General features: G+C 72.5%; 16 protein-coding genes. 7 read left to right on the top strand and 9 right to left on the bottom strand.

Annotation, left to right across the window (positions count from 1 at the left end):
• Positions 1–4: 4 nt before the first annotated feature.
• Together AC0HI0_RS41080 and AC0HI0_RS41075 are read right to left on the bottom strand one after the other, a co-directional pair.
• Positions 5–982 (bottom strand): zinc-binding dehydrogenase, encoded by a 978-nt coding sequence (locus AC0HI0_RS41080; RefSeq protein ID WP_480928853.1) that lies wholly within the window; start codon positions 980–982, stop codon positions 5–7.
• Position 983: 1 nt separating this feature from the next.
• Positions 984–1,586 (bottom strand): NADPH-dependent FMN reductase, encoded by a 603-nt coding sequence (locus AC0HI0_RS41075; protein ID WP_480928852.1) that lies wholly within the window; start codon positions 1,584–1,586, stop codon positions 984–986.
• Between the two features lie 99 nt (positions 1,587–1,685).
• On the opposite strand from AC0HI0_RS41075, the gene AC0HI0_RS41070 reads away from it, so the two are divergent.
• Together AC0HI0_RS41070 and AC0HI0_RS41065 are read left to right on the top strand one after the other, a co-directional pair.
• Positions 1,686–3,023 (top strand): MFS transporter, encoded by a 1,338-nt coding sequence (locus AC0HI0_RS41070; protein ID WP_480928851.1) that lies wholly within the window; start codon positions 1,686–1,688, stop codon positions 3,021–3,023.
• 79 nt (positions 3,024–3,102) lie between these two features.
• Positions 3,103–4,248 (top strand): glycosyltransferase, encoded by a 1,146-nt coding sequence (locus AC0HI0_RS41065; protein WP_480928850.1) that lies wholly within the window; start codon positions 3,103–3,105, stop codon positions 4,246–4,248.
• Between the two features lie 28 nt (positions 4,249–4,276).
• On the opposite strand, the gene AC0HI0_RS41060 is transcribed toward AC0HI0_RS41065, so the two are convergent.
• The gene (locus AC0HI0_RS41060) at positions 4,277–4,789 is read right to left on the bottom strand and encodes a hypothetical protein (RefSeq protein ID WP_480928849.1); all 513 of its coding nucleotides are present in this window, start codon (positions 4,787–4,789) and stop codon (positions 4,277–4,279) included.
• A 169-nt stretch (positions 4,790–4,958) separates the two neighbouring features.
• Entirely contained in the window at positions 4,959–5,180 is a 222-nt protein-coding gene (locus AC0HI0_RS41055) for a hypothetical protein (RefSeq protein WP_480928848.1), read from the bottom strand.
• Positions 5,181–5,269: 89 nt separating this feature from the next.
• Between AC0HI0_RS41055 and AC0HI0_RS41050 the strand changes: the two genes are divergently transcribed.
• Positions 5,270–6,109 carry a helix-turn-helix domain-containing protein gene (locus AC0HI0_RS41050; protein WP_480928847.1) on the top strand — a complete coding sequence of 280 codons (840 nt, stop codon included), beginning with the start codon at positions 5,270–5,272 and terminating at the stop codon, positions 6,107–6,109.
• Between the two features lie 10 nt (positions 6,110–6,119).
• The gene (locus AC0HI0_RS41045) at positions 6,120–6,332 is read left to right on the top strand and encodes a DUF397 domain-containing protein (protein ID WP_480928846.1); all 213 of its coding nucleotides are present in this window, start codon (positions 6,120–6,122) and stop codon (positions 6,330–6,332) included.
• A 174-nt stretch (positions 6,333–6,506) separates the two neighbouring features.
• Here the strand turns inward: AC0HI0_RS41045 and AC0HI0_RS41040 are convergent, their stop codons facing one another.
• Positions 6,507–8,723, bottom strand: coding sequence for a terpene synthase family protein (locus AC0HI0_RS41040; protein ID WP_480928845.1), 2,217 nt, complete (start codon positions 8,721–8,723; stop codon positions 6,507–6,509).
• A gap of 452 nt (positions 8,724–9,175) precedes the next feature.
• On the opposite strand from AC0HI0_RS41040, the gene AC0HI0_RS41035 reads away from it, so the two are divergent.
• The 3 genes from AC0HI0_RS41035 to AC0HI0_RS41025 are packed head-to-tail and all read left to right on the top strand — an operon-like array spanning position 9,176 to position 13,027.
• The gene (locus AC0HI0_RS41035; RefSeq protein ID WP_480928844.1) at positions 9,176–9,997 is read left to right on the top strand and encodes an ABC transporter ATP-binding protein; all 822 of its coding nucleotides are present in this window, start codon (positions 9,176–9,178) and stop codon (positions 9,995–9,997) included.
• 26 nt (positions 9,998–10,023) lie between these two features.
• Entirely contained in the window at positions 10,024–10,989 is a 966-nt protein-coding gene (locus AC0HI0_RS41030; RefSeq protein ID WP_480928843.1) for an ABC transporter substrate-binding protein, read from the top strand.
• Position 10,990: 1 nt separating this feature from the next.
• On the top strand, positions 10,991–13,027 hold the full coding sequence (locus AC0HI0_RS41025; protein WP_480928842.1) for an iron ABC transporter permease: 2,037 nt from the start codon (positions 10,991–10,993) through the stop codon (positions 13,025–13,027).
• Positions 13,028–13,398: 371 nt separating this feature from the next.
• Here AC0HI0_RS41025 and AC0HI0_RS41020 read toward each other — a convergent pair whose 3' ends face one another.
• The 4 genes from AC0HI0_RS41020 to AC0HI0_RS41005 all read right to left on the bottom strand — a co-directional run bounded on the left by AC0HI0_RS41020 (position 13,399) and on the right by AC0HI0_RS41005 (position 17,387).
• Entirely contained in the window at positions 13,399–14,193 is a 795-nt protein-coding gene (locus AC0HI0_RS41020) for a phosphate ABC transporter ATP-binding protein (protein ID WP_480928841.1), read from the bottom strand.
• Between the two features lie 10 nt (positions 14,194–14,203).
• Positions 14,204–15,127, bottom strand: coding sequence for a sortase (locus AC0HI0_RS41015; protein ID WP_480934502.1), 924 nt, complete (start codon positions 15,125–15,127; stop codon positions 14,204–14,206).
• Positions 15,128–15,195: 68 nt separating this feature from the next.
• Positions 15,196–16,671 (bottom strand): hypothetical protein, encoded by a 1,476-nt coding sequence (locus tag AC0HI0_RS41010; RefSeq protein WP_480928840.1) that lies wholly within the window; start codon positions 16,669–16,671, stop codon positions 15,196–15,198.
• A 29-nt stretch (positions 16,672–16,700) separates the two neighbouring features.
• Positions 16,701–17,387, bottom strand: coding sequence for a hypothetical protein (locus AC0HI0_RS41005; protein WP_480928839.1), 687 nt, complete (start codon positions 17,385–17,387; stop codon positions 16,701–16,703).

The raw sequence follows: 17,387 nt of genomic DNA, 5'->3' as shown, positions 1-17,387 counted from the left end.
GACCCTAGCCGGCCGGGACCAGCACGACTTTGCCGACGGTGTGCCGGCTCTCCAACTCCTCGTGCGCCCGCGCCGCGCACGACAGGTCGTACCGCCGCACCACGGGCGTGAACCGGCCGGCCGCCGCGTCCGCCAGCGCCCGCGCCTCCAACGCCCGCAGCCCGCCCGCGCGCCTGGTCACGTGCGGACCCACCGCGACGGTCGCGCTCAACGCCCGTTCGAACAGGTCGGCCGTGGTCACCTCGGTCGGCTCCCCCGACGACCAGCCGAACAGCACCACCCGGCCGCCGGGCGCGAGCAGGTCCAGCGCGCCCCGCCCGTGCGCGCCGCCGACCCCGTCCAGCAGCGCGGTCGCCTCGCGCCCGCCCAGTTCCGCCCGCACCCGGTCGACCCACCCCTCCTGCCGGTAGTCCACGGCCACCGCCGCGCCCGCGCGCAGCACCGTCCGGCGCTTGACCTCGCACCCGGCGAGCCCGACCACGTGCGCGCCCGCCCCGGCCGCGCCCTGCACCAGCAGGTGCCCGACCGCGCCGGCCGCCGCCGTGACCAGCACGACGTCGTCCGGCCCGAGCGCCGCCGCCGCCAGCACGCCGACCGCCGTGCTCCCGGTGCTGATCATCGCGACCGCCTCGGCGAACCCCAGCCCGTCCGGCACCACGTGCAGCGCGCCGACCTCCCGCACGGCCAGCTCGGCGTACCCCCCGTGGGCGAGGCCGAGCTGGGCCACCACGTGCCGACCGGACCACCCGTCCGGCACGCCGGGGCCGACCGCGTCGACCACCCCGGCCACCTCGCTGCCCGGCACGGCCGGCAGCTCCGGCAGCCACCGCGCGGCCCCGCGCCGGATCGCCGCGTCCACCAGGTGCACGCCGGCGGCCCGCACCGCGATCCGCACCTGGCCGGGGCCGGCCTCCGGGTCGGCGGTCTCCTCGTAGCGCAGCTGCGCCGGCGACCCGAACCCGCGCAGCAGGACGGCACGCACGTCAGGCCCCGTACGGCCGCTTGCCGCGGGCCTCGCGCAGCGCCGTGCCCCACCACACGAGCTGGTCGAGCATGGTCTTCGCGGCCCCGTTCACGCCCTCCTCGTCCACCGGCCGGCCGTCCTCGAACCGCGCCCACGCGCCGTGGAAGCTGACCGTGTCCCGCATGGTCACCGCGTGCAGCTCGGCGAAGACCTGCCGCAGCTGCTCGACCGCGCGCAGCCCGCCGGCGGCCCCGCCGTAGGAGACGAACCCGACCGGCTTGGCCTGCCACTCGGTGTAGTGCCAGTCGATCGCGCTTTTCAGCGGCGCGGGGAAGCTGTGGTTGTACTCGGGCGTGATGACGACGAACGCGTCCGCGCCGGCCAGCCGGGGCGACACCAGCTTCACCTCGTCGGCGGGCTCCTCGCCGAACCCGTGCAGCACGTCCGGCAGGCCGACGTCGGCCAGGTCGAGCACGTCCACGGCCAGGTCGTCGCGCTGCCGGGCCCGCTCGGCGAACCACGTCGAGACGACCGGCGCGAACCGGCCCCGGCGGGTGCTCCCGACGATGACGGCCAGCTTGAGCACGGTGTCCACGGTCTCGTTGTCCACGGTGTTGTCCATGGCCGCAACGCTAGGAACGGACCCGGTGACCGGGCATCTGTCGGATGACTGGTCAGTCGACGGATTCGACCGGTCAATACCTGCACATAACTTCAGGTCATGACACCGGAAACGCAGGTCGGAACGCGTTGGGCCCCGGTCGTGGCGCTCGCGATGGCGATGCTGGCGGTCACCTCGGAGATGACCGTGGCCGCCGTCGCGCTGCCCAGCCTGGGCGCGGAACTGGACGTCGGCCCGTCCGCCGCGGCCTGGGTGCTGCTGGCCTACACGCTGCCCATGGCGGCCATCGCCATCCCGGCCGGCCGGTGGGTGGACCGCACCGACGTGCGGCGCGCGTTCCTGCTGGCGCTGATCGGCGTCGGGCTGGCGAGCGCGCTGACGGCGGTCGCGCCCGCGTTCTGGGTGCTGCTGCTGGGCCGGGCGTTGCAGGGGGTCGCGGCGTCGCTGGTGCTCGCCGGGTACATGCCGATCGTGGTGGCGGCGGTCGCGCCGGAGCAGCGCGGGCGGGCCGTCGGGTACGTGATGACGATCATGACCGTCGGCGGGTTGGCGGGCGGGCCGCTGGGCGGCCTGGTGGCGGGGGCGTTCGGGTGGCGCGCGGTGTTCCTGCTGAAGCTGCCGCTGCTGGTCGCCGTGGTCGTGGTGGTGCTGCGGACGGTGCGCGGCGACGGGCGCGGGTTGCCGTTCCCGGATCGCGGCCTGTGGCTGGAGGCGGCGCTGCTGGGCGGCGCGATCACGGCCCTGCTGCTGGCGTTCCAGGACCGGCCGTGGGTGGCGCTGGTGGCCGTGGTGCTCGCCGCGCTGTGGGGCCGGCTGCCCGCGTCCGAACCGGTGCTGACCCTGGTGCGCCGCCCGGAGTTCGCCCGGCCGCTGGTGGCGCTGCTGACCTTCGCGGCACTGGGCGGGTTGCTGTTCTTGCTGGTGCCGTACTTCGTGACCGACGTGCTGGGCGGACGCCCCGAGGACGTCGGCGTGGCGCTGCTGGTGTTCGTGGGCGGGGTCGGCGCGCTGTCGGTGGTGTCGGGCAACTTGGCCGACCGTTACGGCCCACGGCTGATCGCGCTGGTGGGCGCGGTGGTCACCGTGGCCGGGCTGGTGACCCTGGTGGTGCCGGTGGACGACCTGTGGGGCCTGTGCTGGCGGCTGGCCGTGATCGGCGTCGGCCAGGGCTTGTTCAACGCGGCGATAAACACCCTGCTGATGTCGGTCGCACCGGCCGGCGCGGAGGGTGCGGTGAGCGGCCTCAGCGGCACCTCCCGGATGCTCGGCACCACCGTGGGCCCGGCGGTCGCCGCACTGGTCGCGGGCTTGGCGGGCAACGGTTCGGCGGGCTTCCGGGTCGGCGTGGCGACGCTGACCGCGCTCGCCGTCCTGGGCACGGCGGTCCTGGTTCCCGGGAGCCGGGGCCGCGCACCGGGCCGCCCGGTCGTCAAGTGACCGGACCGCGTTGCGCGATCGCGTCGGGGCACGGGAATTCGGGTGGCTCGGACCGGACCGCGCCGGCAGGGTGTCGCCGGTGCGCTTCCTGTTCACCTGCATCGGTGGCCCCGGCCACCTGAACCCGCTGCTGCCGATCTCCCGCGCGGTCGCCGACGCCGGCCACACCGTGCTGTGGGCGACGTCGGACGGCCTGCGCGGCCTGGTCGACGGGGCCGGGTTCCCGTTCCACCGCCTGGGTCCCGCCGCCGACCGGACGCCGCGCGCACGGGGGCCGCTGGTGCCGCCGAGCCCCGAGCTGTCCGACTGGGAAGTGCGCGAGAACTTCGCCCGCAAGGCCACCCGCAAGCGGCTGCCCCTCGTGCAGCCGCTGGTGGACGACTGGCGGCCGGACGTGGTCGTGTGCGACGAGTTCGACTTCGCCTCCACGCTCGCCGCCGAACGACGCGGCATCCCGCACGCGGTCGTGCTGGTGACGGCGGCCGGCACGCTGATCCGCCCGGACGTGGTGGGCGAACCGCTGGACGAGATCAGGCGCGAGCACGGCCTCCCGGCCGACCCGGACCTCACCGCGCCGGGCCGGTACCTGGCGCTGTCCCCGTTCCCGCCGAGCTTGCGCGCGCCGGGCACGTGGCGGCACGCCACCGAGCACGCCGTCCGCCCGCCGATGCCCGCCGGCACCGGCCCGCGCCCGGCCCGGCCGTTGGTCTACTTCACGCTGGGCACCGAGTTCGGCCTGGAGTCCGGCGACGTGTTCGAACGGGTGCTGGCGGGCCTGGCCGACCTGCCGGTCGACGTGCTGCTGACCGTGGGCCGGCACGTCGACCCCGCCGAGTTCGGCCCGCAACCCCCGCACGTCCGGATCGAGCGGTACGTGGCGCAGGACGAGGTCCTGTCCCGCTGCGACGTGGTGGTCTCGCACGGCGGGTCGGGCACCGTGATGGGCGCGCTGACCCACGGCCTGCCGCACCTGGTCGTGCCGCTGGGCGCGGACCAGCTCTCGAACGCCGAGCGCTGCACGGCCCTGGGCGCGGGTCTGGCCCTCGACGCCGTCGCCGCGACCCCCGGCGAGGTCGCCGAAGCGGTGTCCCGCCTGCTGGCGGACCCGTCCCACCGCCGGGCCGCCGAACGCCTGCGCGCCGAACTCGCCGCCCTGCCCGACGCCGACCACGCCGCCGACCTGCTCGTCCGGCTGGCCCGCACCCGGCAGCCCGGCACCGCCTAGCCCGGCACCGCCTGGCCGGTCGAGCGGGTCACGGGCGGATGGCGATGGTGCTGACCGTCGAGTTGCCCCACACCGTGGTGTTCATCAGCACCCGGCCGTCGAGCGACACCACCGTGAACTCCGGGACGAACCGCCGGGTCATCGCCCCCGCGAACCAGCTGCGCAGCGGTTCGGCCTCGCTGCGCACCAGGTCCCAGCCGTCGAGCAGCCGGACCCGGTACCACGCCCCGGGCGGTACCTCGTCCGGGTCCCGCGCGATCGCCTCGCCGGGGATCGCCAGGAGGAATTCGCGATCGGCGTCGAACAGGCCGTACTCGGTCGCCATCCGGAACCAGCTCCGGTTGACCTTGTCGGCCAGGTCCACGTCGTCGAAATCCGCGATCTCGTCCTCGTGCGAGTCGAAGCGGCCGTGCTCGGTCGAGGCGGTCGCGGCCGAGTGGCGGGGCGGCAACGGCGTCCGGACCGGCCCCTCGAACTTTTCGACCAAGTGGAATCCGGCGGGTGCGAGCAGGGCGGCGACCTCTGCGTCGGAGAGCATCACGGCGGTAACTTATGTCGCGGTCGGGCCGACCAGCCAGGCAATTTCGGCCGCGTCACGGCGGGGCGACCAGGACGGCAGCGCGGACCCATCGCGAATCCGTCGCCGTAGTCCGGCGAACTCCGGATATCCGTGCTGGACGAGTTCGAGGTCGGCCCGGGGAGGGAGTACGTCAGGGGCCGACCTCCGACCGGATTTCCTTGAGCCCCTCGGTGAGCTTGTCGATGAGCCGCTGGACGGCCTCCTCCCCGAGGGCCAGCGAGACCCCCTCCACCAGCCCGACGCTGCCGGTGCCGCCATTGCGCCCGATGGACAGTTCGAGCGCCCGGTCCGCGTACAGCTCGTAGGAGATGGCCGCGTCCGACGGCACATCCATGAGGGTTGTCAGATTCATGCCGCCAGAATAAGTCCGATACGTTTATCGGGGCCATCGCACGATTGAGTGATACGAGGCTTTTCGCGGCCCACGCTACTGTTTGCACCATGTTTGAGCTGGCCGCACCCACCGCACTCCAGTGGCTGATAGGAGTCGAACTCGCGCGTTACCGCAACGAGGCCGGTTTGTCGCTAACCCAACTCGCCAACGCGTGCGGAATCGGCAAACCGAAATTGAGCCACCTGGAAACCGGCAGGACCTCGCAGTACCCCGCCGACATCCGCCGCATCCTGAGCGCCTGCCGGGTCGACCAAGAGGACATCGCCCGGATGATCCAGCTCACCGCCCGCGCGCACGAAGCGGCCTGGGTGGGCGCCTGGACCGACGTCGTGTCGGACTGGCTGCGCACCATGGTCGGCCTGGAGTCCTTGGCCCGCAGAGAGTTCGTCTTCGAGCCGATAGCCCTGCCGGGCCTGCTGCAAACCGAGGCGTACGCGGGCGCGGCGACCGACGCCGCCACCAGGGTCCCCCCGGACATAGTGCATCCCCTGGTGGAGTTCCGGATGAGCCGACACCGCCTGCTGCACAAGGAACGCCCACTGGAACTGCACGCGGTGATCAACCTCCAGTCGCTCCACCTCCGCGTGGGTGACCGGGAGTTGATGAACCAGCAGTACCGCCACCTGCTGAGCGTCGGTGAGCTGCCCAACGTGACCTTGCAGGTGTTGCTGCCCGAAGCGGGGCCGCACGCCGCCACCACCGGCCAGTTCATGCTGCTGGAGTTCGCGGACGCCCGGCCGATCGTCTACGTCGAGATCCAGGACGCAGGGGTCTTCGTGGGGGATGCACGGCGTGTTCGAAGCTATACGCTGAGTACGCACAGCCTGGAGCGGATCGCACTCTCCCCCGCCGAGAGCGCGACCCTGATCGGATCACTGATCACCTAGGAGCCTGCACATGTGGCGTACCAGCAGCTACAGCACCGAGAACGGCACCTGCGTCTCCGTCCTGTGGCGTACCAGCAGCTACAGCATGGAGAACGGCAGTTGCGTCTCCGTCAAGTTCCCCGCCGCCGGCCCGGTGGCCGTCCGCGACTCCAAGCACCCCGAGGGTCCCCAACTCTCGTTCCCCGAGTCCGCCTGGGTCGCGTTCCTCCACCGCCGGCGGTAGCCGGGAGGGGGCGACGCCGAGGTGTGCGGTAACCGGTCAGAGCGACCGGTACCGCACACGCCCCTCGGTCACGTCCACCATGATGCCATCGGATTCACGGATCGCCGAGAAAAGTTCCGCGCATCACGCCACGATCACCGTTCGTATATTGGAAATCGCGCGTCAATACTCCGGTTACCGGTTGTTCACCAGGATCCGGGTGGACGCCGTGCCCAGCCCGGTCGGCCCCCGGAACGACCGCGCGGCAAGGGTTCCACGGTCGGCGAAGTGCCGTTCCAGCGCCGATTCGCGGTAGCGGTCGACCTCTTCGTGCCAGTTCAGGATGCCCGCCACCCAGTCCTTCAACTCGTCCACGTGCCTGGTCAGCGCGGCCCGCTGGTCGGCGTCCAGGCCGAACTCCTCGAACAGCGCGGGCAGCTCGTGGTCCACGCTGTGCTGGAACTGGCGCAGGCGCTGGTTGGCCAGGTCGGCGGTGACGGCGTAGGCGCGCTCCCAGTCGACGTCGAGGAACGTCTTCGCCACCACGACCATGTTGTGCACCTCGCCCTCGTACTGCGCTTCCTTGCGCACCGAGTAGAGGTCGTTGAGCATCGTCGCGTAGTCCATCGCGGAGTTCTCGATGTTCCGGATCGCGCGCGTCCGGTAGATCTCGTCGGGGATCTGCCCGCCGTGCCCGAACCGGGCCAGGCTCATGGTGAGGTCCGAGCCGAACGTCTGCCGGCGCATCTCGACGTAGTCCACCGGGTCCGGGACGCGGTGCTCGTGCTGGTTCTTCAGCTCCCACAACCAACTGTCGAGCATGACGACCAGCGCGTCGCGCAGCTTCTCCCGGTTGCCCGCCGGCATCGGGGCGGTCGTCGCCGCCCACAGGTCGGCCAAGCTGCGCTCCATCGGGTTGACCGGCGTGACCGGGGCCGGCCCCTGCACGGTCAGCAACTGCTTGAGGCGTTCGGTGGCGACCTTGGCCGCGCCCATCTCCGACGCCTTGGCGTAGACGCGCGGGTAGTAGTCGTCGCCGTAAGTGCCCCAGGTGAGCCACTTCGCCGAGATCAGCAACTCCTGCGCGGTGGCGTCCGGGTCGATGCCCGCCGCGCACAGCGCGAAGTCGTAGTCCCGCACCTTCGCCTCGCTCCAGATCCCGAACCCGTCCTCGAACAGGCCCATCGCCCCGGCCCAGGCGACGCTCGCCTCCTTGGCGTCGTGCCAGTGCGAGCTGACCGCGAGCGGGTACGGCATGTCCAGCACGGACTTCGCCGGGGGCAGCGGCGGGACCTGCTCGAACGGCAGGTGGGAGAAGGAGCGCAGCCGCTGCGGCGCGGTGGCGAGCAGCGAGCGCAACGCCTGCGTGCCCAGGCCGGTCGGGCCGCCGAGCACCGGGTTCGCGTCCAGCGCGCCCTTGTTCATGTAGCGGCTGGAGCGCAGGTGCCACTCGTGGCCGCCGGACTGCCAGTCCTGCAAGCCCTTCACGTACGCGCCGACCGCCAGCCGGCCCAACGGGTCGATGCCGTGCTCGTCCAGCAGCGGCGGGACCTCGGTGACGGCGGTGTGCTCGAACTGGTGCAGGCGCGAGGTGAGCAGGTCGTTGACCGCCTCGGCGGCCTGCTGGGTCGGGATGTCGAGGAACTTCTCCAGCACCAGGACGCCGTTGCTCAGCTCGCCCTCGTCCAGCACCTCGCGCTCGTAGGAGAACAGGTCGTTGCGCAGGTGCACGGCGTCGGAGAAGGTGTCCCGCAGGACGCCCAGCGGCCGTGACAGCGCGATCCGCGCGGGCACCTCCAGGCCGGTGACGTGCTCGACCAGGTTCGCGCTCCACGGCGCGCCGCCCACCTTGCGGCGCATCTCGATGTACTCCAGCGGGTTGGACAGCCGGCCCTCGCTGATGTTGAGCAGCTCCCACATGGACTCGTCCAGCAGGTGCTTGGTGTTGTCCGCGAAGCGCTTGCGCCAGTCCATCGAGTGCGCCGGGACGGTCCGCTCCCAGAGGTCCTTGAGGCCCTTCTCGACCGGGTTCGACGGCTCCTCGGTGATCACGCCGTCGACCGGCATGAACAGCGGCAGGCGGTCGAGGTACGCCTTCGCGCCCTGGATGTCGTCCGGGTTGCGCTTGTACAGCTCGACGAAGTGGTCGTCGAAGTAGAAGACCCAGACGTACCAGTCGGTGACCAGGTCCAGGTCGTCCGCCGTCGCGTCCGGGTGGGTGTACGCGCACAGCAGCGCGTAGTCGTGCGAGTCGAGGTCGTCGTCGGTCCAGATCACCGTGCCGTGCTGCGGGACGTCGATGAAGTCCATCCGGTGGGCCCACGCCTTGCTGTGCGCCCGCGCGCGCTCCAGGTTGGGGTTCAGCCGCGCCGGGTAGGGCATGTAGAACTCCGGCAACTGGAACGGCTGCATCGGCTGGTGCCTTCCTCTGGGTGACCCGACGATTCCAGGCCACGCGAATACTCGGAGCACGCAACCAGTCGCGGGGTGTGTCGGCCAAGACCCCCAACACCGGTTCCACACGTTCGGGCAGCGGTGTCCCTCCCTTGGCGCAACGCCGTGGTGCCCAGGGTGTCCGCACTTTGCGGGGCCGCTCCGGGCCCGGCCCCGCCGGCGCGGCGGGCGCGGGGCTCCGACGTGCCGCTTCGGCGCGTGCGATGGGCCGGGGTGCGGTGGTCCGAAGCCCTCGGGGACCCGATCGCGGCTTGACCGTTGTGGTGGTGTCGGTGGCGGTCCGTGGTGAGTACACGTCACGTCGCCGACCGGCCCGAACGGGCAACTCCGGAGCGTGATCAACTCCGCCGTTGAGTGCACTGGATCACGCCCGTATGGGTTAACCAATCCCTTAGGTTAGGCTCCCCTTCATGTCCAAGAGCGATGGCGCACTGCTGGCCGGTCACGGTCTGGTGCTCGCACACCACGACCGCACCGTGGTCCACGGCGTCTCGCTGGAACTGCGCCGCGGCACGGTCACCGCGCTGGTCGGGCCCAACGGCTCCGGCAAGTCGACGGTGCTGCGCTCGCTCGCCCGGCTGCACAAGCCCAAGGGCGGCGACGTCCAGCTCGGCGAACGCCGCGTCTGGCACGGCTCGGCGTTGTCGGGCAAGGAGTTCGCCCGCAACGTCACGCTGCTCACCCAGCACCGGCCGACCCCGTCCGGGGTCTCGGTGCGCGACGTCGTCGGCTACGGCCGCCACCCGTACCGCTCCGGCTGGCGCGGCGTGGACGCCGACGGGGCCGCCGCGATCGAGCGGGCCATGGCGCTGACCGGCGTCGTCGGGATGGCCGACCGCGGCGTGGACGAGCTGTCCGGCGGCGAACTCCAGCGGGTGTGGCTGGCGTCCTGCCTGGCGCAGGAGACCTCCGTGCTGCTGCTGGACGAACCCACGAACCACCTCGACCTGCGCTACCAGGTCGAGGTCCTCGACGTCGTGCGCGACCTCGCGAACGACCACGACGTGGCGGTGGGCGTGGTGCTGCACGACCTCGACCACGCGGCGATCATCGCCGACCGGGTGGTGCTGCTCAACGAGGGCCGGGTGGTCGCCGCCGGCGACGTCCGGGACGTCCTCACCACCGGGCACCTCACCGAGGCGTACGGCATCGCCGTGCACGTCGCCGACGACCCGGTGACCGGGGCCGTCCACTGCCGCCCGCTGGGCCGGCACACGCCCCGCCCCGTCTGACCGAAAGCACAACGGAGAAGAGCACCATGCGCATCCCTGCCCTGATCGCGGCTGCCGCGATCCTGCTGACCGCCTGCGGCACGACGGAGAACTCCTCGTCCACCGGCGAGACCGCCGCGACCGGCGGCCCGGTCACGGTGACCGACGCGCGGGGCAAGTCGGTCGAGCTCAAGGCACCCGCCACCAAGGTCGTCGCGCTGGAGTGGGCCGAGGCCGAGATCGTGGCGTCGCTGGGCGTGCAGCCGGTCGGCGTGGCCGACGCGGCGGGCTTCAAGACGTGGGACACCGCGGTGACCCTGGACCCGTCGGTCAAGGACGTCGGCAAGCGCAACGAGCCGAGCGTGGACGCGATCGTCGCGCTCAACCCCGACGTGGTGGTGATGGCCGAGGAGCGCGAGTCGACCCTGGTGCCGCAGCTGGAGAAGTACGTCCCGGTCGTGGTGACCAAGACCAGCGACGCCTCCCGCAACATCGACCGGCTGCGCGACGACGTGAAGCTGATCGCCAAGACCGTCGGCAAGTCCGCCGAGGGCGACAAGCTGCTCTCCGACATGGACGCCAAGCTCGCCGAGGGCAAGAAGGCGGTCGAGGCCAAGGGCGCGACCGGCACGCCGTTCCTGATGGTCGACGGCTGGCTGGAGGGCAGCACGGTCAGCATCCGGCCGTTCGGCAAGGGCTCGCTGATCTCCGACATCGCCGAGCAGGTCGGCCTGAAGAACACCTGGACCGGCCAGGTCGACCCGCAGTGGGGCCTGGGCCAGACCGACGTCGAGGGCCTGACCGCGGTGACCGACCCGAAGACCGTCATGTTCTACGTGGCCTCCGAGGACGACGTGTTCGCCACCGGCCTGGCGCAGAACCCGGTGTGGCAGCGGCTGCCGTTCGTGACCTCGAAGAAGATCACCAAGCTGGCCAGCGGCACCTGGATGTTCGGCGGGCCGAAGACGGTCGGTGCCTTCGCCGACCAGATCGCCAAGGCCGTCACCTCCTGACGTGTTGCGCACCGCCGTCGTGACGGCGGGGATCGCGGCGCTCATCGTCGTGCTCTCCGCCGTCCACCTCACCCAGGGCACGTCCGCCACCGGCGTCTTCGACGTGCTGCGGGCCTTCGTCGGACAAGGCACCCCGGAGACCCACGCGGTCCTCGCCGGGTCCCGCGTGCCGCGCCTGCTCACCGCGCTGCTGCTGGGCGTCGCGCTCGGCGTGGCGGGCGCGGGGATGCAGTCCGTGGCGCGCAACCCGCTGGCGTCGCCGGACACGCTCGCGGTCAACGCGGGCGCGCACCTGGCCGTCGTCTCGATCGCCGCGTTCGGGCTGAGCCTGCCGACGCTGCCCGCCGGCGCCGCCGCGTTCGTCGGCGGCCTGGCCGCGGCGGCGGTCGTGCTGGGGCTCTCCGGCGGCGGGTCGGCGAGCCCCCGGCTGGTGCTGGTGGGTTCGGCGGTCGCGTTGACGTTGCAGTCGCTGACCATCCTGCTGCTGCTGATGTTCGAGCAGGAGACCACCGGGTTGTTCGCCTGGGGCAGCGGGTCGCTGACCGTCGCGAACCTGGACGCCACCGCGCAGATGACCCCGCTCGTGGCGGTCGCCGTGGTGGCGCTGATCGCCATGGGGCGGTCGCTGGACGTCCTGGCGCTGGGCGACGACAACGCCACCGTGCTCGGGCTGCGGGTGCGGCGGACGCGGATCGGCACCGTGCTGCTGACCGTGGCGCTGACCGCGGCGGCGGTGACCGTGGCCGGGCCGGTCGGGTTCGTCGGGCTGTGCGCGCCGGTGATCGTGAAGCTGCTCGTCCCGCTCGCGCCCAAGCTCGGCCGGCACCGGGTGCTGCTGCCGGTGTCCGGACTGGTCGGCGTGCTGCTCGTGGTGTGCGCGGACGTGGTGCTGCGCGCGGCGCTGGGCTCGGCCGAGGCGCTGCGGGTGCCGACCGGGGTCACCACGACGATCCTGGGCGCGGTGGTGCTGATCTGGCTGGCCCGGCGCGGGCGTCCGGCGTCGGGCCGGACCGGGCGGGCGGCACCGGCCGGGCGGGTCGGCGTGGCCGGGTCGCGCGCTCGGCTGGCCGTGGTCGGCGGCGTGCTGGCGGTGCTGGTGGTCGTCGCGCCGCTGGCCGGGATGCTGTTCGGCGACCGGGTGGTGCTGCTGGGCGACCTGGTCAACTGGGTCGCCGGGCGGACCGGGACCGCGCTGACCTTCGTGCTCGACCAACGACTTCCGCGCGTGCTGGCGGCGCTGACGGCCGGCGCGGCGCTGGCCGTGTCGGGCTGCGGCATCCAGTCGGTGAGCCGCAACCCGTTGGCGGAGCCCGGTCTGCTGGGCATCACGGCCGGCGCGGGCGTCGGCGCGATCACGCTGATCACGGTCGTGCCGCTGGCCGGGGCGTGGCAGATCGCCGGTGCCGCCGGGCTCGGCGCGGCGGTGGCGTTCGCGCTGGTCTACGGCCTGGCGTGGCGGTCGGGGCTGGACCCGGACCGGCTGGTGGTGATCGGCATCGCCATGTGGTCGGGCGGGATGGCGCTGATCACGCTGCTGATCTCCACCTCGGACCCGTACAACTCGGGCAAGGCGCTGACCTGGATGTCGGGCTCCACCTACGGGCGGACGCTGGAGCAGGTGCTGCCGGTCGCGGTGGCGCTGGTCGTGCTGACGCCGTTGCTGTGGTCGCGGAAGCGGGAACTCGACCTGCACATCCTCGACGACGACACGCCCCGCGTGCTCGGGCTGCGGGTGGAGCGGTCGCGGCTGGTCGTGCTGGTGTCGGCCGGGGTGCTGGCCGCCTCGGCGGTGTCCGCGATCGGGGTGGTGGCGTTCGTCGGCCTGGTCGCGCCGCACCTGGCGCGGTCGCTGGTCGGCGGGCGGCACGCGCGGGTGCTGCCGGTGGCGGCGGCCATCGGCGCGGTGCTGGTGAGCCTCGCGGACACGTTGGGGCGCACCGTGATCGCGCCGGCGCAGGTGCCGGCCGGGCTGGTCATCGCGCTGGTGGGCACGCCGTACTTCGTGCTGCTGCTGTGGCGCACCAGGGAAGCGCGCTGACCCAGGCGAGCACCGACGAGGACGGCAGCGAGCGGAACCCCCGTATCGCGGTCGACCCGGATCACGTGGTGTGGTTGCCGGAGTCGGCCGCCGGACCGCCAGGCGGTCCTCGGTCAGCCGGCGGGCCATCTCGCCCTTGAGCCACCGGCCGATCCGGTGGCCCCGCAGGACTCCGGGTACTCCTCGGGCACCTCGACCGGCCACCGCACCAACCGGTACCCGGCGGCACCTCCCGCAGCGCGCGGTCGGCGAACTCCGCCGCGACGTGGCACAGGACCTGCGTGCCCAGGCCGTGCCGGCTCCACGACGTCCACCGTGCACCGCCGGCGCTCCGCCACGAACGGATCACCGTGGCGCGACGCCGGGGGTTCCTAGCCGAAACGGCCGTGCACGTAGTCCGCCGTGCGCTGGTCGGACGGCGACTCGAAGATCGTCTTCGTGTCGCCCGCCTCCACGATCACGCCCGGCGTCCCCTGCTCCGCCAGGAAGAACGCGCACTGCTGGGAGACCCGCGCCGCCTGCTGCATGTTGTGCGTGACGATCACGATCGTCACCTCGTGCGCCAGTTCGGCGATGGTCTGCTCGATCCGGCGGGTCGAGGTCGGGTCCAGCGCCGAGCACGGCTCGTCCATCAGCAGCACCCTGGGCCGCACGGCCAGCGACCGCGCGATGCACAGCCGCTGCTGCTGGCCGCCGGACAGCGCGCCGCCGGGCTGGCGCAGCCGGTCCCGGACCTCGACCCACAGGCCCGCCTTCATCAGGCACTCCTCGACCAGCGCGTCCTTGTCCGACCGCCGCGCCCGCGCGCCGGTCAGCTTCAGGCCCGCCACCACGTTGTCGTAGATCGACATGGCCGGGAACGGGTTCGGCTTCTGGAACACCATGCCGATCTCGCGGCGGGCGTCGGTCAGCTTCACGCCCGGGTCGTAGATGTCGTTGCCGAACAGCAGCACCTCGCCCGCCAGCGACGCCGAGGGGATCATCTCGTGCATCCGGTTGAGGGTGCGCAGGAACGTGGACTTGCCGCAGCCGGACGGGCCGATCAGCGCGGTCACCGAGCCGGACGGCATCGCCAGCGACACCCGGTCGAGCACCTTGCGGTCCCCGAACCAGGCCGAGATGCCCCGCGCGTCCAGCGCCGCCAGGCCGGTCATGGTCAACGTCATCTTCGTTCTCCTAGATCAGGTTCGGCAGCAGCGCGGCGGCCTGGTCGGCGAGGGTCACGCCGAGCGCGCCCAGCAGCGGCACGCCCACCACCCACGCCTGCCACCGCCCGACGCGGACGTGCAGGAACACCACGGCGATCGCGCCCGCCGCCAGCACCAGCGCCCACAGCGCGACCGGCACCAGCGCGTCCAGGTCGCCCGCCATCACCTGCTCGTTGTCCGGCACGGCGAACTTGGGCAGCGTGCCGGAACCGGGCCGCACGTCGCTGGTCAGCTTCGCGTCCACCCACAGCACGTCGCTGGGCAGGAAGTACGACCCGTCGGCGGTGGCCAGGGTCAGCCCGCCGTTGCCCTTCTGCGGCACGTGCCGCTGCGGGTCGCCCGCGCGCCGCAGCCCCTGCACCCGGTACTTGTGCACGCCCTGGCCGGTGGTCACCACGACCTCGTCGCCCGGCACGAGCTTGTCCAGCTGCGCGAACGGGCCGCCGTACCCGGCGCGCCTGCCCAGGATCACGCTCGACCCGGCCTGGCCGGGCATCGGCGTGTCGCGCAGGTGGCCGGGACCGGACTTGAGCGCGCGCGCCGACGTGCCCTCGCCGACCACCTCGCGCACGCCCAGGCGCGGGATCTCCAGGATGCCCACGGGCGTGCCCGAGTCGAGCAGCCGACCGTCCTCGCCCACCGCCGAGACCGGCGCGGTGGCGTTCGCGAGCAGCGTGCGCAGTTCGTCGTGCGCCCGGTTCTGGTCACGGCCGTGCTTGAGCGTGCCCAGGGCCGCGAACTGCGCCACGAAGCACAGCAGCAGCGCGCCCACGATCACCACCATCTGCCCGGCCAGGCGCAGTCCCGGGTTCGCGCGCGGCGGCGGCGGCGGCGGGGGGACGGGCGGCGGCGGGACGAACGTCGGGGGCGGCTGGGGTGGTTCGGCGACCATGGTCACGGCGGTCCTTTCCACGGCGGACGCCCGGACCGCGCGGTGGGCGCGGTCCGGGCGGGGGGACATCAGGCCCGACGCCTGCGCGCGGCCACGAACGTCAGGCCGCCGCCGGCCAGCAGCAGGCCGCCGATCAGCACCAGGAAGCCGACGCTGGCACCGGTCGACGCCAGGCCGCCGGCCTGGGTGTCGCCGTCGCCGCCGCCTGCCGGGTCCGTCGTGGTGTCGGTGGTGTCGGTGGTGGGGTCGGTCGTGGTGTCCGTGGTCGGGTTGCCGGTGGTGGAGCTGCCCGACGTGGTCGGGGCGGTCGTGGTGGTGGTCGGCTCGACCCCGCCGACGACCTCCCAGTCGGTGGCGCTGGTGAACTTCAGGCCGACCGCGAAGCTGCGGAACACCGTGCCGACGAAGCCGTCCACGCAGTTCAGCGTCACCACGTAGTCACCGGGCAGGACCTCGCCCTCCTTGTCCTTGGCCAGGTCCTTGAAGCTCTGCTCCTGCTGGAGGGTGATCGGGTCGGTCTTGGAGAAGCCGACGTCCGTGCTGCCCGACGCCGCCAGGCCGCCCTGGAACACGCCGGGGCCGCTGATGGTCAGGTTGACCATGTCGGCCGCGTTGTCCGTGCCGCAGCCCTCGGACGTGGTGTACCGGGGCGCTTCCACGTCCTTGCCGCTGTTCTTGTTGGGGGTCAACGCGAACCGGCCGGCGGGGGTGGTCGTGGTCGTCGTCGGCTGAGTCGTCGTGGTCGTCGGCTGGGTCGTCGTCGTGGTGGTCGTCGTGGTCGTGGTGGTGGTCGTCGGCTCGGTGGTCGTCGTGGTCGGTTCCGTCGTGGTGGTCGTCGGTTCCGTGGTCGTGGTGGTCGGCTCGGTGGTCGTCGTGGTGGGTTCGGTGGTGGTGGTCGTCGGCTCCGTCGTCGTGGTCGTCGGTTCCGTCGTGGTGGTGGTCGGCTCGGTCGTGGTGGTGGTCGGTTCCGTCGTGGTCGTCGTCGGTTCCGTGGTGGTCGTGGTCGGTTCCGTCGTCGTGGTCGTCGGTTCCGTGGTGGTCGTGGTGGTGGTGGTCGTGGTGGTGGTCTGGCTCGGGTCCGTCGACCGGTAGTTCGTGGCGTCGGTGAACCACAGCTTGCGGGTGAACGTGCCCTTGACCTCGGTGGTGAAGGAGTCCACGCAGTTGACCACCACGGTGTACTCACCAGGCTGCACGGTGGTGCTGTTGTCCACCGCGATGTCCTTGAACGACCAGGTCTGCAGCACCGGGAACCCGTAGGACGTGGAGAAGCCCACGTCGCTGGTCGCCGCGCCGATCAGGCCGTTGCGGAAGCCGCCGGGCCCGTAGACGAACAGGTTGTAGCCGTCGGAGTCCGCCGAGCAGCCCGCCGACGTGGTGTACGTGGGGGCCTGGACGTCCTTGCCGGTCGCGGGGTCGACGCCGAGGCCGCCCAGCGTAGCGACCGGGGGTTCGGCCTGACCGGGTGCCGCGGTGAGGACCACCGCGGTGCCGACCGCGGCGAGCACCGCCGCCGAGGCCGCCACCAGTTGGCGCTTGCGCATGAGCGTTTCCTCCGTATTTCCAGGGTGGTTCAGTCAGTGGAGCGGCGGCGGCGCAGGAAGGACCCGGCCGCGAGCACCGCGACGGCCCCGACGACCCCGATCGCGATGTACAGGAACGGCTGTCCGCCACCGGATTCCGCCGGCGCGGCGGCCTGCGGCTGCGGCTGCTCCGGCCCGGCGGGCGGTGCGGACGGGTCGCCGGCGGCGGGCGGCTGGGCCTGGCCGCTGCCCGGCGCGGGCGGGTCGGCGGGCACGACCAGCGGCGCGGTCGGCCGTTGCGGGCCCTTGGCCGGGCCGAGCGCCACGTACCGGGCGGGCTCGACGAAGTCCAGCGTGCCGGTGAACTCGCCGTGGCTCTCCTGGGTGAACGAGTCGATGCAGGACAGCGCCAGCTCGTACTTCCCGGTGAACGTCACGTTGTTGTCCGCCGCGAAGTCCTTGAACGTCAACGCGACCGGCACCTCGAACGCGTGGTCGTGGGACAGGCCGACGTCGCTGTTCGCCACGATCACCAGGCCCTCGGCGGGCAGTCCCGCGCCGCGCATGGTCGCCACGTACCCGTCGGCCGCCTTCGGGCACCCGGCGGAGGTGCCGACCCGGACCGGCGCGGCGTCGCGGCTCTCGCCCGGCGTCACCACCAGGTCGCCCAGCGGCACGGCCTGCGCGACACCGGGGAACAGCGCGCACAGCGCGAACACCAGTCCGGCCAACGTCAT

It is taken from the genome of Saccharothrix sp. NBAS 001 (assembly GCF_056640475.1).
The sequence above is the reverse complement of the archived record's forward strand: the minus strand, read 5'-3'. Positions and strand labels throughout refer to the sequence as shown.